Origin of the sequence: Paraconexibacter antarcticus (genome assembly GCF_024220175.1) — a bacterium.
Classification (GTDB): Bacteria; Actinomycetota; Thermoleophilia; order Solirubrobacterales; family Solirubrobacteraceae; genus Paraconexibacter; species Paraconexibacter antarcticus.
Genome location: NZ_CP098502.1, coordinates 4,352,169 through 4,367,347, shown reverse-complemented (window position 1 = coordinate 4,367,347; position 15,179 = coordinate 4,352,169). Strand labels below are relative to the sequence as shown.

Below are 15,179 nucleotides of genomic sequence, written 5' to 3'. Positions count from 1 at the left end.
CGCGCTCCCCGCGGGCGGCGAGATGGTCACCCGCGTGGCCGAGACCGACTGGGCGGCGACGGCGCTCGGGCCCGTCGCCGGATGGCCGGAGCCGATCCGCGGGGCGGTGGCGCTCGCGATGACGTCGCGCTTCCCCGATGCTCGTCTGCGGCGGCGCGGACCTCATCCAGGTCTACAACGACGCGTTCATCCCCCTGTTCGCCGAGAAGCATCCGCAGATCGGCGTGCCGGTGCGGGAGACGTGGCCCGAGATCTGGGACGTCATCGGCCCGATGATGCGCGACGTCCTCGACACCCACCAGGCGACGTGGGCGGAGGATCAGATGTTCTGGATCGACCGCGTCGGCTTCGTGGAGGACATCTACTTCACGTTCTCCTACAGCCCGATCCTCGACCGGGGCGGCGTCGCGCAAGGGCTTCTCGCCACCGCGGTCGAGACGACCGAGCGCATCGTGGAGGCCCGCCGCCGAGCGCATCGTGGAGGTCCGCCGCCATGCGCTCGTGGCGGACGTCGCGGCGCAGACCGCGCCCGGGGTCGAGGCGACGGCCCGGCTCGCCGCTGCGGCCATCGGCCGCCACCCGGCCGACGTCCCCTGCGCCCTCGATGGTTCGTTCCACGGATCGGTCAGGCGTAGTAGGCAGTGAGGTTGCGTGGTGGGCGGCCGAGGCGTTCGTTGAGAGCGATCGCGGCGGTGAGAGCGAGGAACTTGGCGGCCAGGCGGGTGCGGAGCGTGTGGAGCTCGCGGGCGCGGTGGTCCTCGAGGTTGAGCATGTCTTTGCATGTCCAGAAGATCGATTCCACGCATTGCCGGATCGGGGCCAGGTGCGGCTCTTTGCCGGCCTCGTCCTTGCGTCGGGGGCGGACGATCGTGGCGCCGAGCGCGGAGGCTTGGGCGTGGAAGTCGCGGCCGGAGTAGCCCTTGTCGCCGATGACGGTGACCGGGCCGTTGCGGTGGCAGCGGGCGAGCATGTCCAGCGCGACGTCTCGTTCGCCCGTTTTCGGGGAGGTCAGGGCAAGGGCGCGTGGAGTGCCGTCGGTCGCGAACAGGCCGTGCAGGCGGAAGCCCCAGAAGAAGCGGGAATGGCTGGCGCAGTAGCCGTACTCCGCGGCGTTGCCCAGGGCGCTGCGGCGCGTCGTTTCGACCGAGCGACCGCATTCGACCGGTGTGCTGTCGACCACGAGCAGGTCGTCGTCAAAGCCGTTGGTGTGGCGGGCGAACTCGAGGATCAGCGCTTCGATTTTGTCCGACAGGCGCTGGCGGCGTTTGACGAAACCCGGGCGCTTGGGCAGTCGCGGGAACAGGTGCCCCAAGCGATGCGGTGCCATCGCCCAGAACTGCTCGTCAGAGCTGATCCGCAGTACCTGCTGAGCCACGCTCAACGTGACGACCTCCGCGTCGGTCAAGATCCGTTTGGCGTTCTTGCCCTTCGCAGGCAGGAGATCGTCGCAGGTGCAGTAAACAGCGATCAGCAGCAGGTCGAGGTCGGCGTCCATCGAGGCCCCCAGGGTCGGCGTTGGCGAGATAGCACCGCCGACTTCGACCTGCCTGCTTATGTCACCTGCCTACCCGACTCCTCCGCCCCCGCCGTGGAACGAACCATCTCGTCTACCTCCGGGACGACGAGGGCGGGCACCGCCTCGCCGCCGCCGCCGGCCCCGCCGGGGGCCACGCCGCGCCGGCGCGCCTGGCGCCGCGGGCGAGCGCGCCGTGGACCCTGCCGCCCGCCGGCGCGAGCGAGGTCACCGTCGTCGCCGGCGGCGCCGCGAGCCTCGGCGCGACCCACGGGCTCTCCGGGCGGCCCGTCACCGACGTGGCCCTGATCCCGCTCGGCAGCCACGGGACGCTCGTCGCCGGGCTCAGTGCCACGCGCCGCGTCGACGACGGGCTGCGGGCCTTCCTCGGGCTTCTCGGCACCCAGCTCGGCGGCGCGCTCACCGTCGCCCGTGCGGTGCAGGAGGAGCAGGCGCGCGTCGACGAGCTGCAGGAGCTCGACCGCGTCAAGAGCGCCTTCTTCGCCAACGTCTCGCACGAGCTGCGGACCCCCGTGACGCTCATGCTCGGGCCGCTCGCCGACGCGCTCGGCGACGTGCACGAGCCGCTCCCGCCGGCGCAGCACGCCCGCATCAGCACCGCGCACCGGAACGCCGGCCGCCTCATCGGCCTCGTCGACGACGTCCTCGACTTCACCCGCGACGGCGAGACCGCCCGCCGCCCGCGCCGCGTCCGCGTGGACGTCGGGGCGCGGACGGCCGACCTCGCGGGCGCGTTCGGGCCCGCCGCCGAGCAGGCCGGGATCACGCTGCACGTCGACTGCCCGGAGCCGGCGACGCCCACCTGGATCGACCCGCACCTGTGGGAGCGCATCGTCCTCAACCTCGTCGGCAACGCCCTGAAGTTCACGCCGAGCGGCACGATCGGCGTGCGCCTGCGCGGCGAGGGCGAATCCCTCACGCTCGAGGTGCAGGACACCGGCACCGGCATCCCGCCGGAGGAGCACGAGCGGATCTTCGAGCGCTTCCACCAGGTGCCGAACCCGAGCGCGCGCACGAGCGAGGGCGCGGGGATCGGCCTGTCCCTCGTCCGGCGCCTCGTCGAGCTGCAGGGGGCGAGATCACCGTCCGCAGCACCCTCGGGGAGGGGAGCACGTTCACCGTGCGCCTCCCGAGCGGCGCCCCGGACGGCGAGGTCGCGAGCGGGCCGGACCCCGCCCCGCTGGTCGACCGGGCGGCGCTCGCCGCGGTCGACGCGCTCGGCTGGGTGACGGGCGGGACCGAGGAGCCGCCGGACGAGCCGGGCGAGGCGCACGGGGACCGGCCGCGGGTCCTCTTCGCCGAAGACAACGCCGACATGCGCGCGTACGTCAGCTCGGTCCTGCACCCGCGGTTCGAGGTCGAGACGGTCGCCGACGGCGCCGCCGCCCTCCGATCGGCCCGGGCCGCGCCGCCCGACCTCGTCCTCACCGACGTGATGATGCCGGTGCTCGGCGGGTTCGACCTGCTCGACGCGCTGCGGTCGGACCCGATCACCGCGGCGCTGCCCGTCGTCATGCTGTCCGCCCGCGCCGGCGACGAGGCGGTGGTGGAGGGGCTCGAGCGGGGCGCCGACGAGTACCTCCTGAAGCCGTTCTCGTCGACCGAGCTCGTCGCGCGGGTCGCGCGCACGATCGAGCTCACCCGCACCCGCACCCAGCTCGCCGAGGCGGCGGCCCGTCACGAGGCCGACCTGCGGCTCGTGCGCGCCGAGGCCCGCTACCGCCACGCCGGCCGGGCCGCCCGCGTCGGCACGTGGGCGCTGAACCTCGTCACCGGCGAGGCGCAGTGCGACGCGAACCTCGAGGACCTCTTCGGCGTGCCGGAGGGGACGCTCACGTCGCTCGCGGCCTGCCTGGACTACATCGAGCCCGCCGACCACGAGGCGGTCGTCGCGGAGGTCGCCGCCGCCGGGGCGTCCCCCGACGAGACGATCCACGAGTTCCGCGTCCTCCGCGGCGACGGCGAGCGGCGCGTCTTCCAGTGGCGCGCGTCCACCGACGTCGGCGAGACGGCCAGCAGGTCCTCTTCGGCGCGACGTGGGACGCGACCGCGCTCGCCGATGCCCAGGCCGCGCTGCGCGAGTCCGAGCAGGCCGCGCCGGCGGGGATCGCCATCGTCGAGCTCGACGGCAGCATCTCCCGGTCGAACCGGGCGCTCGGCGAGCTCCTCGGCCGCGGCAGCGAGGAGCTCGCCGGCATGGCCTTCGCGTCCCTCGTGCACCCCGACGAGGACCCGCCGGCGGTCATCGCCGCCGACCACGCCGTGACGCGGGAGCTGCGGCTGCTCGGGGCCGACGGGGAGGCGGTGTGGGCGACGGTGAGCGCCGCCCCGGTCCGCGGCGCCGACGGCGTGCCGCGCCACCACGTCGTCCACGTGCAGGACGCGCGGGAGCGCAAGCGGTTCGAGGGGGAGCTGCAGCACCTCGCCGAGCACGACGCCCTGACGGACCTGTGGAACCGCCGCCGCTTCAACGAGGAGGTCGACCGCGCGCTCGCCGACGCCCAGCGGTCGGGAACGAGCGGCGCGCTCCTCCTCTTCGACCTCGACGGCCTGAAGCACATCAACGACACGCTCGGCCACGCCGTCGGCGACCAGCTGCTCGGCGCGGTCGCCGACGTCCTGCGCGGGCGGCTGCGCGCGACCGACACCCCCGCCCGGCTGGGCGGCGACGAGTTCGCCGTGCTGCTCCCGCGGGCGGACGAGCAGGCGGCACGCACCCTCGCCGCCGGCCTGCTCGAGAGCATCGGCGCGGTCAGCCCGCTCGCGAGCTCGGCGGGCGCCGGGACGATCACCGCCTGCGCGGGGATCGCCGTGTTCGGGGGGAGCGACGACATCGTCAGCGGCGAGCAGCTGCTCATCGAGGCGGACGTCGCGCTGTACGCCGCGAAGGACGCCGGGCGCGGGCAGCTGCGCCTGCGGCACATCGGCGCGGAGCCCGGCCCGGCGACGGCGCGGCGCCCGCGGTGGAGCGCGCGGATCCGCGAGGCGCTCGACTCGGACCGCTTCGTCCTCCACGCGCAGCCGATCGTCGCGCTGGCCGGCGACGGCGGTGGCGAGCGGGCCGAGATCCTGCTGCGGATGCGCGACGACCACGGGCAGCTGCAGGCACCGACGACGTTCCTCCCCACGGCCGAGCGGTCGGCGCTCATCCAGGAGATCGACCGCTGGGTCGTCCACGCGGCGCTCGCCGACCTCGGCGCGCGCGGGCGCGCGGGGGAGGACCTCTGCCGCCACGTCAACCTGTCGGCCCGCTCGGTCATCGACCCGGGCATGGGCCGCTACGTCTGCGACGAGCTCGACGCGAGCGGGGTGGACGGGCGCCGGCTCGTCGTCGAGGTCACCGAGACGTCGGCGATCGTCAACCTCGAGCGCGCCCGCGACTTCGTCGACGCGATCCGCGCGCGCGGCTGCCGGCTCGCGCTCGACGACTTCGGCGCGGGCTTCACGTCGTTCCACTACCTCAAGCACCTCGACTTCGCCTACGTGAAGATCGACGGCGCGTTCATCGAAGGACCCGACGCCGACCCGACGAACCAGAGCCTCGTGCGCGCGCTCGCCGACATGGCGCGCAGCCTCGGCAAGAAGACGGTCGCCGAGTGCGTGCAGCACGAGGCGACCGTGCGCTGGCTCCGCGACCTCGGCGTCGACTACGCCCAGGGCTTCCACCTCGGGCGCCCGGCGCCGCTCTGATCCCTCCCCGAAAGGCTGTCCGTGTCACCTGTCGATCCGACCTCCGCCCAGGTCTCCGCCCTCGCCGCCTCCCCGCACGAGGGGCCGGTCCAGATGATCAATCTGCTGCGCTTCCGCCCGGACGGCGGCCGCGAGGGCTACGGCCGCTACATGGAGGCGGTCACGCCGCACCTCGAGGCGGTCGGCGCGCACGTCGTCGCGCTCGGCGCGGCCCGTGTCGTCGTCATCGGTGACGCGGAGCGGCCCTGGTGGGACGCGATCCTCACGGTCGAGTACCCGTCGGTCGCCGCCTTTCTGCAGATCGTGACGAGCGACGCCTACCAGGCGGTCACGCGCCTGCGGACCGACGCGCTCGAGCGGGCCGAGCTCATCGCGACCGCGCCCGGCACGATCGCGGACTGACCCCGCACGCGCGCCGGCCCCGCCGCGGGGGGGGCCGGCGCCACGAGCGGGTCCGCGGGCGACTAGTCCTCGAGCTCCTCCGGCTGCAGGAGGTACTCGCCGATGTACGTCCGGGACTGGTCGCCGTTGAGCGGCTGGAACAGCGAGGCGGCCGAGTCGCGGTAGAGGCGCTCGAAGATCGCGCCCTTGCGGAACGACTGCCCGCCGACGAGGCTCATCGCGGACTTCGTCATGTGCATGACGTTGTCGGCGATGAACGTCTTCGCCAGGCCGATGTACGGGAAGCGCAGCTCGAGCGGCCAGTCGTCGTCCGCGCCGGACATGACCTCGCCGATGGTCTGGTAGAGGACGCGGCGACCCATCTCGTAGCGGTAGGCCATGTCGCCCACGCCGTCGATGATGTGCCCGACGCTCGCGACCTTCACGTCCTCGGCGACGACCGCGCCGAAGACCGCGCCGAGCGTCTTCTTGGCGAGGGCCTCGCGGGACTCCTCGAGGACCCGGGCCATCATGCCGAGGTAGATGCTCGCGAACATGAGCGACGCCCACTCGAGGACGCCGAACGCGCCGGCGCGCCACTCGCAGACGAAGCCCGACTCGGGGACGTAGAACCCGTCGAAGACGATCGTGTGCGTGCCGGTGGCGTGCATGCCGCAGGCGTCCCACGTGCGCTTGATCGAGATGCCGTCGCCCTGGTCGGTCTCGCGGTCGATGTCGAAGTCGGCGACGAAGAAGCTCTCCGCCCCGACGCGCTCCTCAAAGTCCTCGGGGATGTTGCCTTCGGCGTCGGTGATCGTCGCGTTCGTCGTGATGATCGTCGCGGCGTCGCAGCAGGTGCCCCAGGTCTTCTTGCCGTAGAGCTTCCAGCCGCCGCCCTCCTGCGGCACGGCCTTCATGTCGGCGAGGCCGCTGAAGCCGGCCCGCTTCTCGGAGAACGGGCCGAACATGAGCTCGCCGTGGGCGACGCGGCCCATCCAGTACTTGTTCTGCTCCTCGCTGAACAGGCCGAGGCACATGCCCGCCATGATGTAGTGCATGTTGTAGGCGAGGGTGATCGCCGAGTCGCCCTTGGAGAGCTCGCTGACGATCTTCGAGGTCTGCAGCAGGTTGCCGCCGTGGCCGCCGAACCGCTTGGGCACCTGCAGGCGGCCGAGGTCCGACGCCTTGAACTTCTCGATCGACGGGAACGCGAAGGTGTTCTTCGTGTCGTACTCGGGACCGATCTCCCGGAAGTACTGCGAGAGCTCCTCGGCCTTCTCGAAGAGCTCGGCGAACTCGGCCTCGCTCATGCCCTCGTCGAAGCCCGAGTCGATCGAGGCGGGCTGGAATTCCTCTGTCGTTGCCATGGTGGGTCTGCTCTCTCTCGTGGTGTGTCGGGTGACGTCTGCTGGGTGCGGTGCGGCTAGGCGACGAGGAGGTCCTCGCGGCCGGACTCCTTGAGCCGCTGCCGGTAGGTCTCGAAGAGGTCCTCGGTGAGGGGGAGGAGCTTCAGCGCCGTCGACCGCTTGCCGTCGAGCTTTACCTTCCGCTGCGCCATCGCGAGGGTGAAGTTGAGCTTCCCCTGCCAGAACTTGTTCGCGTTGTCGGAGGACATCCGCAGCTGGACGGTGTGCTTGCCCTCGAGGGCGGCGTCGCCGGTGACGACGGTCTGCTTCGGGAAGTCGATGAGCATCGTCGCGTCGGGCGACGTCTGCTTCAGCAGGACGACGAGGTTCGTGCCCTCGGTCGCCTCGACGAACGACGGGGTCTGCGTCGCCGTCTCGAACATCTTGCCGATGTACTCGTAGACCTCATCGGCATCCTTGAACGCGCTCATGGCCTTGCACCTTCTCCTCGTCGGGACGGACACGGGGCGGGCCAGGGAGCCGTCCCGTGCATTGACGAGAAGCTACGGCCGGGTGGTTGCGCGAACCTCCCCCCGCCGAGGGGGGTACGTGGGCGAAAGGGGGTGATTCGGGCGCGCGCGCCTCGTCGGGCCGGGCGCGGACGCCTCATCTGCCGCACGATCGTTCCCTCCGGACCCGCCCCGGGTTAGGCTCGCCGGATCGCCATGAGTCCGACCGGTCGCCCGCTCCAGCTCATCCTCGCGCGCAACCTGCTCGCGAGTCTCGACACCGCGGCGTTCCTCATCGACGCCCGCGGGGAGGTCGTCTTCTACAACGAGGCGGCCGGCACGGTGCTCGGCCGGCGGTTCGAGGAGTCCGGGCCGATGCCCGCCGAGGAGTGGACGGGGATGTTCGGGCCGGTCGACGCCGACGGCAGGCCGCTCTCCTACCGGGACATCGGCGTCACGAAGGACGTGCGCGGCGATCGTCCCGCGCACGCGACGATGACGATCCGCTCCGCGAAGGCCGAGCAGCACCGCGTCGCGGTGAGCGCGTTCCCGATCCACGGGGACGACGGCTTCCACGGCGCGATGGTGTTCTTCTGGCCGCACCCGGGGGACGAGGGCTGACCGTGGAGGCGCGCGTCTGGGGAGCGCGGGGGTCGATCCCGTCGCCGGGCCACGAGACCGCGCGCTACGGGGGCAACACCTCGTGCGTCCACGTCGCGCTGGAGGACGGGACGAACCTCATCCTCGACGCGGGGACCGGCATCCGCAACCTCGGGCTCGCCCTTCCCGAGGTGCTCGACGGACCGCTGCACATCCTCCTCACGCACCTGCACATGGACCACATCCAGGGGCTCATGTTCTTCGCGCCGGCGTTCCGCCCGGACTCGGAGATCGTCATCTGGGGGCCGGCGTCGCCCGAGGCGTCGCTCGAGGACCGGATCGCGCGCTACATCTCGGCGCCGCTCTCGCCGGTCGAGGTGCGCGAGCTGCCGTCCCACGTGTCCTTCCGGGACGCCGAGGCGGTCGAGTGGCAGATCGGCGGTGCGACGATCCGCGCGGACTCCGTGACCCATCGCGGCCCGACGCTCGGCTACCGCGTGACCGAGGGCGCCTCGTCGCTCTGCTACATCCCCGACCACGAGCCGGGCCTCGGCACGCCGCTCTCCGCCCTCGAGGACGAGTGGATCTCGGGCCTCGCTCTGGCCCGTGACGCGGACGTCCTCATCCACGACAGCCAGTACACGGACGAGGAGTACCCGTCCCATCTCGGCTGGGGGCACCCGCCGCTCACCGACGCGCTCGAGTTCGCCCGCCGCGCGCACGCGGGCCGGCTGCTGCTCTTCCACCACGACCCGCTGCACTCCGACGACTTCCTCGACGCCGTGGCGGTCACCGCCGCCGAGCGCTGGGCGGAGATGGGCGGGCCCCCGGGCGCGGTCGTCCTCGCCGCCGAGGGCGCAACGGCCTCGCTGCCGTCGGCGGCGTAGCGATCGGCGCGCCGCCGACGCCGCGCGCGGGTCCCGACGCGGGGGGTAGCATCGGCGGCGTGCGGGCGTGGCCACCGATCACCGAGCCGGAGCTGCTTGCGCGCCTCGCGCTGGAGCCCGAGGCGTTCCGCGACTGGCTGCAGGGGCTCGCCGCGATGATCGGCGCGCGGGAGTACGCGCCCGAGCACCTCGAGCGCGCGCTCGGCTACCCGTGGGGCCGGCCGCCGGGCTCGTACCTCCTGCGCGACGGCGTCACGACGACCCTCGCGTCGCTCGAGCCCGCCGTCCGCACGTCGCTCGTCGAGTCCTACACCGCGGGCCGCCACCCGATCGTCACGATCGGGTCCAACGGCTCACCGCAGACGCTGCGCATCAAGTTCGGCCACTTCCCGGAGGCGGCCGACCGCGACGCCCTCGTCCTCACCGGCGAGCTGCACGACCTCGACGTGGGCGCGGTCCCGACGGTGACGCTCTACGGCTCGATGCCGGCCGCCCTCTTCGAGAGCCCGGGCACGGCGGTGCGCGTCTGCGTCGTGTGGGTCACCGACGCGCAGGCGACGCAGCTCACCTGGTCCGAGCTCGGGTACCACCTCGCCCGCATCGACGGCGCCCGCTTCGAGGTCGACGACGCGGACGCCGTCGTCGACGACGTCTTCGCCTACGTCGCGCGGCTCGGGGCCTACTGCCCGGGGGAGGGCGGGCCCGTCGCGCTCGCGGCCGTCCCCGCGACCGGCCGCACGGCGCCGGCGCTCACGCAGGAGGACCTCCTCGACCACGTCGCGCCGTCCCTCGTCGGCCCGGGTGCCCGCGCCGAGGACGTCGTGCGCAGGGTCTTCGAGGATCCGGTCGGCGGGGTCGCCCGCGCGCGCGAGGTGCTGTGGTCGCAGGGTCGTGTGCTGCCCGAAGGGCGTGTGACGCTGCTCCCGACCGGATAGCGTCTTCCCATGCATACGACCGAGATCGACCACGAGGTCGTCGTCATCGGCGGCGGCTTCTCCGGCATCGGCATGGCGATCGCGCTCGAGCGCGCCGGCATCCCCGACTACCGCATCATCGAGGAGGGCACCGGCTTCGGAGGCACCTGGTACTGGAACCGCTACCCCGGCGTGGCGGTCGACATCCCGTCCTTCAGCTATCAGTTCTCCTACGACCAGCGCTCGGACTGGACGCGCGTCTACGCGCCCGGCGCCGAGCTCCTCGCCTACGCCGAGCGCTGCGCGGCCGACCACGCGCTCTACGACAAGGTGCAGTTCGGGACGCGCGTCACCGGCGCGACGTACGACCCCGACCGTCACCGCTGGCAGCTCGAGACGAGCACCGGCGAGCGGCTCGTCGCGCGCCACGTCGTGGACGCGACCGGCGTCCTCACGCAGCCCAAGCGCCCGGAGATCGAGGGCGTCGACGACTTCGCCGGGGTGACCGTCCACACCGCCCGCTGGGACCACGCGCAGGACCTCCGCGGCAAGCGCGTGGCGATCATCGGCACCGGCGCCTCGGCGATCCAGCTGCTCCCCGCGATCGCGCCCGACGTGGCGAAGGTGACGGTCTTCCAGCGCACGCCGATCTGGTGCCTGCCGAAGTTCGACGCCCCGCTCCCCGGCGTCCTCGGCTGGATCCTCGGGCACGTCCCCGGGGCCAAGCGCGCCGCCCGGCTCGTGAGCCAGACCTTCGTCGAGCTCCAGTTCCCGATCGCCGCGCACTTCCACAAGCCGCTCGGGATCGCGCCCCTCTTCGAGAAGAGCGCCCGCCGGTACCTCGCCAAGCAAGTGCACGACCCGGTCCTGCGCGAGAAGCTCACCCCGAAGTACGGCCTCGGGTGCAAGCGGCCGAGCTTCCACAACGAGTACCTCGCGACGTACAACCGGCCGAACGTCGAGCTCGAGACGACGCCGATCGCGCGGATCACCGAGCACGGCGTCGTGACGACCGACGGGACCGAGCACGAGATCGACGTCCTCGTCCTCGCGACGGGCTTCAAGGTCTTCGACCCGGGCAACTTCCCGAAGTACCCGGTGACCGGGCGCGGCGGCGTCGACCTCGAGCGCTGGTGGGACGAGAACCGCTACCAGGCCTACCACGGGATCAGCGTGCCGGGGTTCCCGAACTACTTCACGATGTTCGGCCCCTACGGCTACAACGGCTCGTCGTACTTCAACCTCGTCGAGACGCAGTCGCACCACATCGTCCGCGCGCTGCAGCACGCGCGGGCCGCGGGCGCGACGCAGATCGAGGTCACGCGCGAGGCGAACGACCGCTACTGGGCCAAGGCGCTCAGCCGGCGCAGCCGCCAGGTCTTCGCCCAGCCGAGCTGCCAGCTCGCCAACAGCTACTACTTCGACCGCCACGGCGATACGCCGCTGCGGCCGAGCCTCACGATCGAGACGGTGTGGGACAGCCGTCGCTTCCCGCTCTCGGACTACCGGCTCGAGACGGCGGACGCGGCCGTGCCGGTGGCGGCCCCGGCGGCGTAGCGGGGCCCCTCGGGACCAGGCGGGCGGATGGCGCTCGCCTGGACCCGGGAACGGTGGGGCCTAGGCGGCGTTGACCGGCGCGGGGTGCGGGTCGGGTTCGACCGCGCGGACGAAGCGCGGCGGCGAGACACGGGCACGGGCGGGCGCGGCCGCCGGGGCCGGGACCGGCACCGGCACCGGCACCGGGCGGGCGGCCGGCACGCGCGCCGGCGCGGGCGCCTTCGCGAGCTCTCGCGTCACCTGGCGGACGCCGGCCTTCAGCGAGCCCCGGTGCACGTGCTCGACGACCTCGACGCCCATGCGGGTCGCGATCGCGGCGAGCTCGTGCACGACGAGGGCCGCGTCCGCCTTCGGGCTCATCTGGTACGCCACGTCGCACGGCCCGTTCACGCGGGCGGCGCGGTGCGTCCAGCTGTCGTGCAGGACGTAGGCGACGACGAGATGCAGCGTCGCGCCTTCGCGCCACGCGAGCTCCGCCGCCTCCCTGACGGCCTGGCGGCTCGCCCCGTCGTCGTCGACACCGAGAACGAATGCGTCGGCCCCGGCCGACCTGCCTGCAAAGAACATCTCCGGCCTCCCCGTTTGAACGTGGGCCGCACGATGAACGACCGGGGGCCGTTGGTCATGGGTGATACCCCTGAAACCGGAGTGAGGGCGGTCACACGCCGCGCCGGGTCCCGGCCACCGGGCCGTCCACGGTGTGCGAGCGGGCAGGTCCGAAGGCCGGACCGCGGGCGTGCTTTAGTGGTGTGATGCGCCGGCCGACGGTGAACGAGTTCCTCCGCAGGTGCCGTGCCCAGGACGTGAGCCGGGGCCGGGTCGTGCCGGTCTGGGCCCCCGTCCTGCTCATCGGCTGCACCGTCGCCCTCGTGCCGTGGACGGTGCTCCTCTTCCTCACGCTGCCGAGCAGGCACTCCTCGACGCACTGGGCCCTCGCCTGGAGCGGGTTCGACGTGGGGATCGGGACGATGCTCGCCGCGACGGCGGTGTCGATCGCCCGCCGCTCGGTGTGGGTGACGGTGACGGCGACGGCGTCCGCGACGCTGCTCACCGTCGACGCGTGGTTCGACGTCGTGACCGCGGCCGGCCGCGACGAGCGGGTCGTCGCGGTCGCGATGGCGGTGCTGTGCGAGCTGCCGCTCGCCGTCATCTGCCTCCTCATCGCGCGCAACGTCGAGCGCGTGCTCGAGCAGGCGCGGCGGTACGCGCTCGCCGCCGGGTACACCGTCGAGGGCCAGGAGCTCGTGCCGCCGCCGGGCGCGACAGAGGCCGCCGGCCCGGCCGTCGCGGTGCGGGAGGTTCAGGCGCCGGGCGCCGACGCGTCCCGCTCGAACGCCTCGGCGCCGTCGCCGTCGGCGGCGCCCTGACCGGGCTGATCGCCGGCCGCCTTCAGGTAGTCGTACGCCGCGAACAGCGCCTGCTTCATCTGGTCGACGGGCACGTCGGGGTAGGCGCCGTGGTCGACGAGGTACTCCATGTGCCGGCGGCCGTCCACGTCGAGCGGCTGCAGCAGCGAGTCCTCCCGCCCGTCGAACTCGAGCGGCTTGGTGTGCGTCTTCTCGCAGAGCGAGCGGTTGAACGCCGGCGTCGCCTTCACCCAGCGGCCGTCGAGGAGCAGCTCGGTGTAGCCGTGGTAGACGAAGCGATCGGTGCCCATGAGCGCCAGGAGCTTCGGGCTCGACAGGTGGTTGCGGACGTCCGCGAAGCCGACACGCGACGGGATGCCGACGACGCGCGCCGCGGCGGCGAGCAGCGCGGCCTTGGGCACGCAGTAGCCCGCGCCCCGCTCGAGCACGGTGCTCGCGCGGAACCCCGCCGGGGTCAGGTCGAGGGTGTACGGGTCGTAGCGGAACCCGTCCCGCACCGCGTAGTACAGGGTGACCGCCTGCTCGCGCGGGTCGTCGATCCCGGCCGTGTGCTCGCGGGCGAACGCGACGACCGCGGGGTGCGCGGAGTCGACGGACAGGCCCGGCTGCAGGTACGGCGTGAGGTCCTCGGACGTGTCGGCGACGGTGCTCATGGGATCCCTCGGACCTTAGCTCGTCCCCGTGGCGCGCTTGACCTCAAGTGCGCTTGAAGCGCCATAGTGCATGCCAATGGCTTTTGAACCACTGGACCGGCCGGCCGCACCGGCCGCGGGTGAGGGCAGCACCCTCGCCCTGCAGATCACCGACCTCGTCAAGCAGTACCCGACCGGCACGCAGGCGCTGCGCGGCGTCTCGCTCGAGATCGAGGAGGGCCGCTTCTTCGGCCTCCTCGGCCCGAACGGCGCCGGCAAGTCGACGCTGATCCACTGCACGACCGGCCTCGCGGCCCCGACCTCCGGCGCCATCCGCGTCTTCGGGCACGACGCCGTCGAGCACTACACCGAGGCCCGCAAGGCCGTCGGCCTCGCGCCGCAGGACCTGAACATCGACCACTTCCTCACGCTCGAGGAGACGCTCGACTTCCACGCGGGCTACTTCGGCATGCGCAAGAGGGACCGGCAGGAGCGCATCGCCGAGCTCCTCGACGCCTTCTCGCTCACCGCGAAGCGGAACGACCGCACGCGCACGCTCTCCGGCGGCATGAAGCGGCGCCTCATCCTCGCGCGCGCGCTCATGCACCGCCCGCGCTTCCTCATCCTCGACGAGCCGACCGCCGGCGTCGACGTCGAGCTGCGCCTGGAGCTGTGGCACTACGTCCAGCGCATCAACGCGGAAGGCACGACGATCCTCCTGACGACGCACTACCTCGAGGAGGCCGAGCAGCTCTGCGACCGGATCGCCTTCATCAACGACGGGCAGATCGTCGCGGAGGGGACGAGCCCAGAGCTCGCCGAGAAGTTCGGCGTCGACTCGCTCGAGGACGCGTACCTCGAGCTCGTGGGCCGCAAGGAGCTCTCGCGCGCGACCGTGAGCGAGGCGATCTCATGAGCACGCGAGACCTCACCGCCCGCCGGTCCTTCGCGTTGAGCGAGGCCCAGATCCGCTTCGGGGCGCTGCTGCGCCGCGAGGTCAGCCGCTTCATGAAGATCAAGCGCCAGACCGTCGGCGCCCCGCTGCTGGAGACGTTCCTCTACATCAGCGTCTTCGGCGCCGCGCTCGGGTCGCGCGTCGGGCATCTGCACGGCTACAAGTACGTCGTCTTCGTGGTCCCCGGCCTCATCATGATGGCCTGGGCGATCAACGCCTTCTCGAACAACTCCTCGTCGATCCTCCAGCAGAAGTTCCAGCGGGCGATCGACGACCAGCTCTCCTCGCCCGCATCGCCGCTGGAGCTGCTGCTCGCGTTCTCGCTCGGCGGCTTCCTCCGCGGGGCGCTCATCTCGACGCTGACGTTCATCGCGGCGTCCCTGCTCGTCGACCTCCCGGTCCATCACCCGGTCGTCCTCGCCCTGTCCCTGTCGCTCGTCGGGTTCTTCTTCGCCCAGCTCGGCGTGCTCATCGGGGTCCGAGCCGAGCAGTTCGACGACGTCTCGTTCGCGCAGACGTTCGTCCTGCAGCCGCTCATCTTCCTCGGCGGCGTCTTCTACTCGTCGGCGCTGCTGCCGCAGCCGTACGAGACGATCACCCACCTGAACCCGGTCTACTACATGATCAACCTCGTCCGGTACGGGTTCCTGGACTACACCGAGGCGAGCGTCGCGCTGTCGCTCGGTCTGCTCACCGTCGCGGTGACGGCGCTCTTCGCCCTGAACCTGCGGCTCTTCCGGATCGGGTACCGGTTACGGGCCTGACACTCCGGGCGGGATCTTCACGCGTCCGGCCAACCCTGGCCGG

General features: G+C 72.3%; 16 protein-coding genes and 1 pseudogene. 12 read left to right on the top strand and 5 right to left on the bottom strand.

Going from position 1 to position 15,179, the window contains the following annotated elements:
• Positions 1 to 137 precede the first annotated feature (137 nt).
• Positions 138 to 635 (top strand): hypothetical protein, encoded by a 498-nt coding sequence (locus tag NBH00_RS21380; RefSeq protein WP_254570603.1) that lies wholly within the window; start codon positions 138 to 140, stop codon positions 633 to 635.
• Here NBH00_RS21380 and NBH00_RS21375 read toward each other — a convergent pair.
• Positions 626 to 1,495 carry an IS982 family transposase gene (locus NBH00_RS21375; RefSeq protein WP_254569017.1) on the bottom strand — a complete coding sequence of 290 codons (870 nt, stop codon included), beginning with the start codon at positions 1,493 to 1,495 and terminating at the stop codon, positions 626 to 628. The genes NBH00_RS21380 and NBH00_RS21375 overlap by 10 nt on opposite strands.
• 317 nt (positions 1,496 to 1,812) lie before the next feature.
• On the opposite strand from NBH00_RS21375, the gene NBH00_RS21370 reads away from it, so the two are divergent.
• The 4 genes and pseudogenes from NBH00_RS21370 (at position 1,813) to NBH00_RS21355 (ending at position 5,626) form a co-directional block, all read left to right on the top strand.
• Positions 1,813 to 2,763 (top strand): sensor histidine kinase, encoded by a 951-nt coding sequence (locus tag NBH00_RS21370; protein WP_254570602.1) that lies wholly within the window; start codon positions 1,813 to 1,815, stop codon positions 2,761 to 2,763.
• Positions 2,655 to 3,143: pseudogene (locus tag NBH00_RS25345) on the top strand (response regulator); the annotation flags it as partial. The gene NBH00_RS21370 and the pseudogene NBH00_RS25345, both read left to right, overlap by 109 nt.
• A 371-nt stretch (positions 3,144 to 3,514) precedes the next feature.
• Positions 3,515 to 5,224: a putative bifunctional diguanylate cyclase/phosphodiesterase gene (locus NBH00_RS21360; RefSeq protein ID WP_254570601.1), complete on the top strand. Its 1,710-nt coding sequence runs from the start codon at positions 3,515 to 3,517 to the stop codon at positions 5,222 to 5,224.
• 21 nt (positions 5,225 to 5,245) lie between these two features.
• Positions 5,246 to 5,626: a DUF1330 domain-containing protein gene (locus tag NBH00_RS21355; protein WP_254570600.1), complete on the top strand. Its 381-nt coding sequence runs from the start codon at positions 5,246 to 5,248 to the stop codon at positions 5,624 to 5,626.
• A gap of 62 nt (positions 5,627 to 5,688) precedes the next feature.
• Here the strand turns inward: NBH00_RS21355 and NBH00_RS21350 are convergent, their stop codons facing one another.
• Together NBH00_RS21350 and NBH00_RS21345 are read right to left on the bottom strand one after the other, a co-directional pair.
• Positions 5,689 to 6,915 (bottom strand): acyl-CoA dehydrogenase family protein, encoded by a 1,227-nt coding sequence (locus NBH00_RS21350; RefSeq protein ID WP_437126629.1) that lies wholly within the window; start codon positions 6,913 to 6,915, stop codon positions 5,689 to 5,691.
• A gap of 113 nt (positions 6,916 to 7,028) precedes the next feature.
• Entirely contained in the window at positions 7,029 to 7,442 is a 414-nt protein-coding gene (locus tag NBH00_RS21345) for an SCP2 sterol-binding domain-containing protein (RefSeq protein WP_254570598.1), read from the bottom strand.
• 234 nt (positions 7,443 to 7,676) lie between these two features.
• Here NBH00_RS21345 and NBH00_RS21340 point away from each other — a divergent pair, with 234 nt between their 5' ends.
• From NBH00_RS21340 to NBH00_RS21325, 4 genes are read left to right on the top strand one after another with little or no spacing between them, the layout of a single operon-like run.
• Positions 7,677 to 8,081 (top strand): nitrogen regulation protein NR(II), encoded by a 405-nt coding sequence (locus NBH00_RS21340; protein WP_254570597.1) that lies wholly within the window; start codon positions 7,677 to 7,679, stop codon positions 8,079 to 8,081.
• A gap of 2 nt (positions 8,082 to 8,083) precedes the next feature.
• Positions 8,084 to 8,947, top strand: coding sequence for an MBL fold metallo-hydrolase (locus NBH00_RS21335; protein WP_254570596.1), 864 nt, complete (start codon positions 8,084 to 8,086; stop codon positions 8,945 to 8,947).
• A gap of 59 nt (positions 8,948 to 9,006) precedes the next feature.
• Positions 9,007 to 9,882, top strand: coding sequence for a hypothetical protein (locus NBH00_RS21330; RefSeq protein ID WP_254570595.1), 876 nt, complete (start codon positions 9,007 to 9,009; stop codon positions 9,880 to 9,882).
• Between the two features lie 9 nt (positions 9,883 to 9,891).
• Positions 9,892 to 11,418, top strand: a complete 1,527-nt coding sequence (locus NBH00_RS21325; RefSeq protein ID WP_254570594.1) for a flavin-containing monooxygenase — start codon at positions 9,892 to 9,894, stop codon at positions 11,416 to 11,418.
• A gap of 60 nt (positions 11,419 to 11,478) precedes the next feature.
• Here the strand turns inward: NBH00_RS21325 and NBH00_RS21320 are convergent, their stop codons facing one another.
• A complete protein-coding gene (locus NBH00_RS21320) occupies positions 11,479 to 11,985 on the bottom strand; it encodes a universal stress protein (protein ID WP_254570593.1) in 507 nt (168 codons plus the stop codon).
• 185 nt (positions 11,986 to 12,170) lie between these two features.
• Here NBH00_RS21320 and NBH00_RS21315 point away from each other — a divergent pair, with 185 nt between their 5' ends.
• Positions 12,171 to 12,785 (top strand): hypothetical protein, encoded by a 615-nt coding sequence (locus tag NBH00_RS21315; protein WP_254570592.1) that lies wholly within the window; start codon positions 12,171 to 12,173, stop codon positions 12,783 to 12,785.
• Here NBH00_RS21315 and NBH00_RS21310 read toward each other — a convergent pair.
• Positions 12,719 to 13,438, bottom strand: a complete 720-nt coding sequence (locus tag NBH00_RS21310; protein ID WP_254570591.1) for a transglutaminase-like domain-containing protein — start codon at positions 13,436 to 13,438, stop codon at positions 12,719 to 12,721. The two genes, NBH00_RS21315 and NBH00_RS21310, sit on opposite strands and share 67 nt — an antisense overlap.
• Before the next feature lie 76 nt (positions 13,439 to 13,514).
• Here NBH00_RS21310 and NBH00_RS21305 point away from each other — a divergent pair, with 76 nt between their 5' ends.
• Both NBH00_RS21305 and NBH00_RS21300 read left to right on the top strand, forming a co-directional pair.
• A complete protein-coding gene (locus NBH00_RS21305; protein ID WP_254570590.1) occupies positions 13,515 to 14,333 on the top strand; it encodes an ABC transporter ATP-binding protein in 819 nt (272 codons plus the stop codon).
• Positions 14,330 to 15,136, top strand: a complete 807-nt coding sequence (locus NBH00_RS21300) for an ABC transporter permease (RefSeq protein WP_254570589.1) — start codon at positions 14,330 to 14,332, stop codon at positions 15,134 to 15,136. Before NBH00_RS21305 ends, NBH00_RS21300 begins: the two co-directional genes overlap by 4 nt.
• Positions 15,137 to 15,179 lie beyond the last annotated feature (43 nt).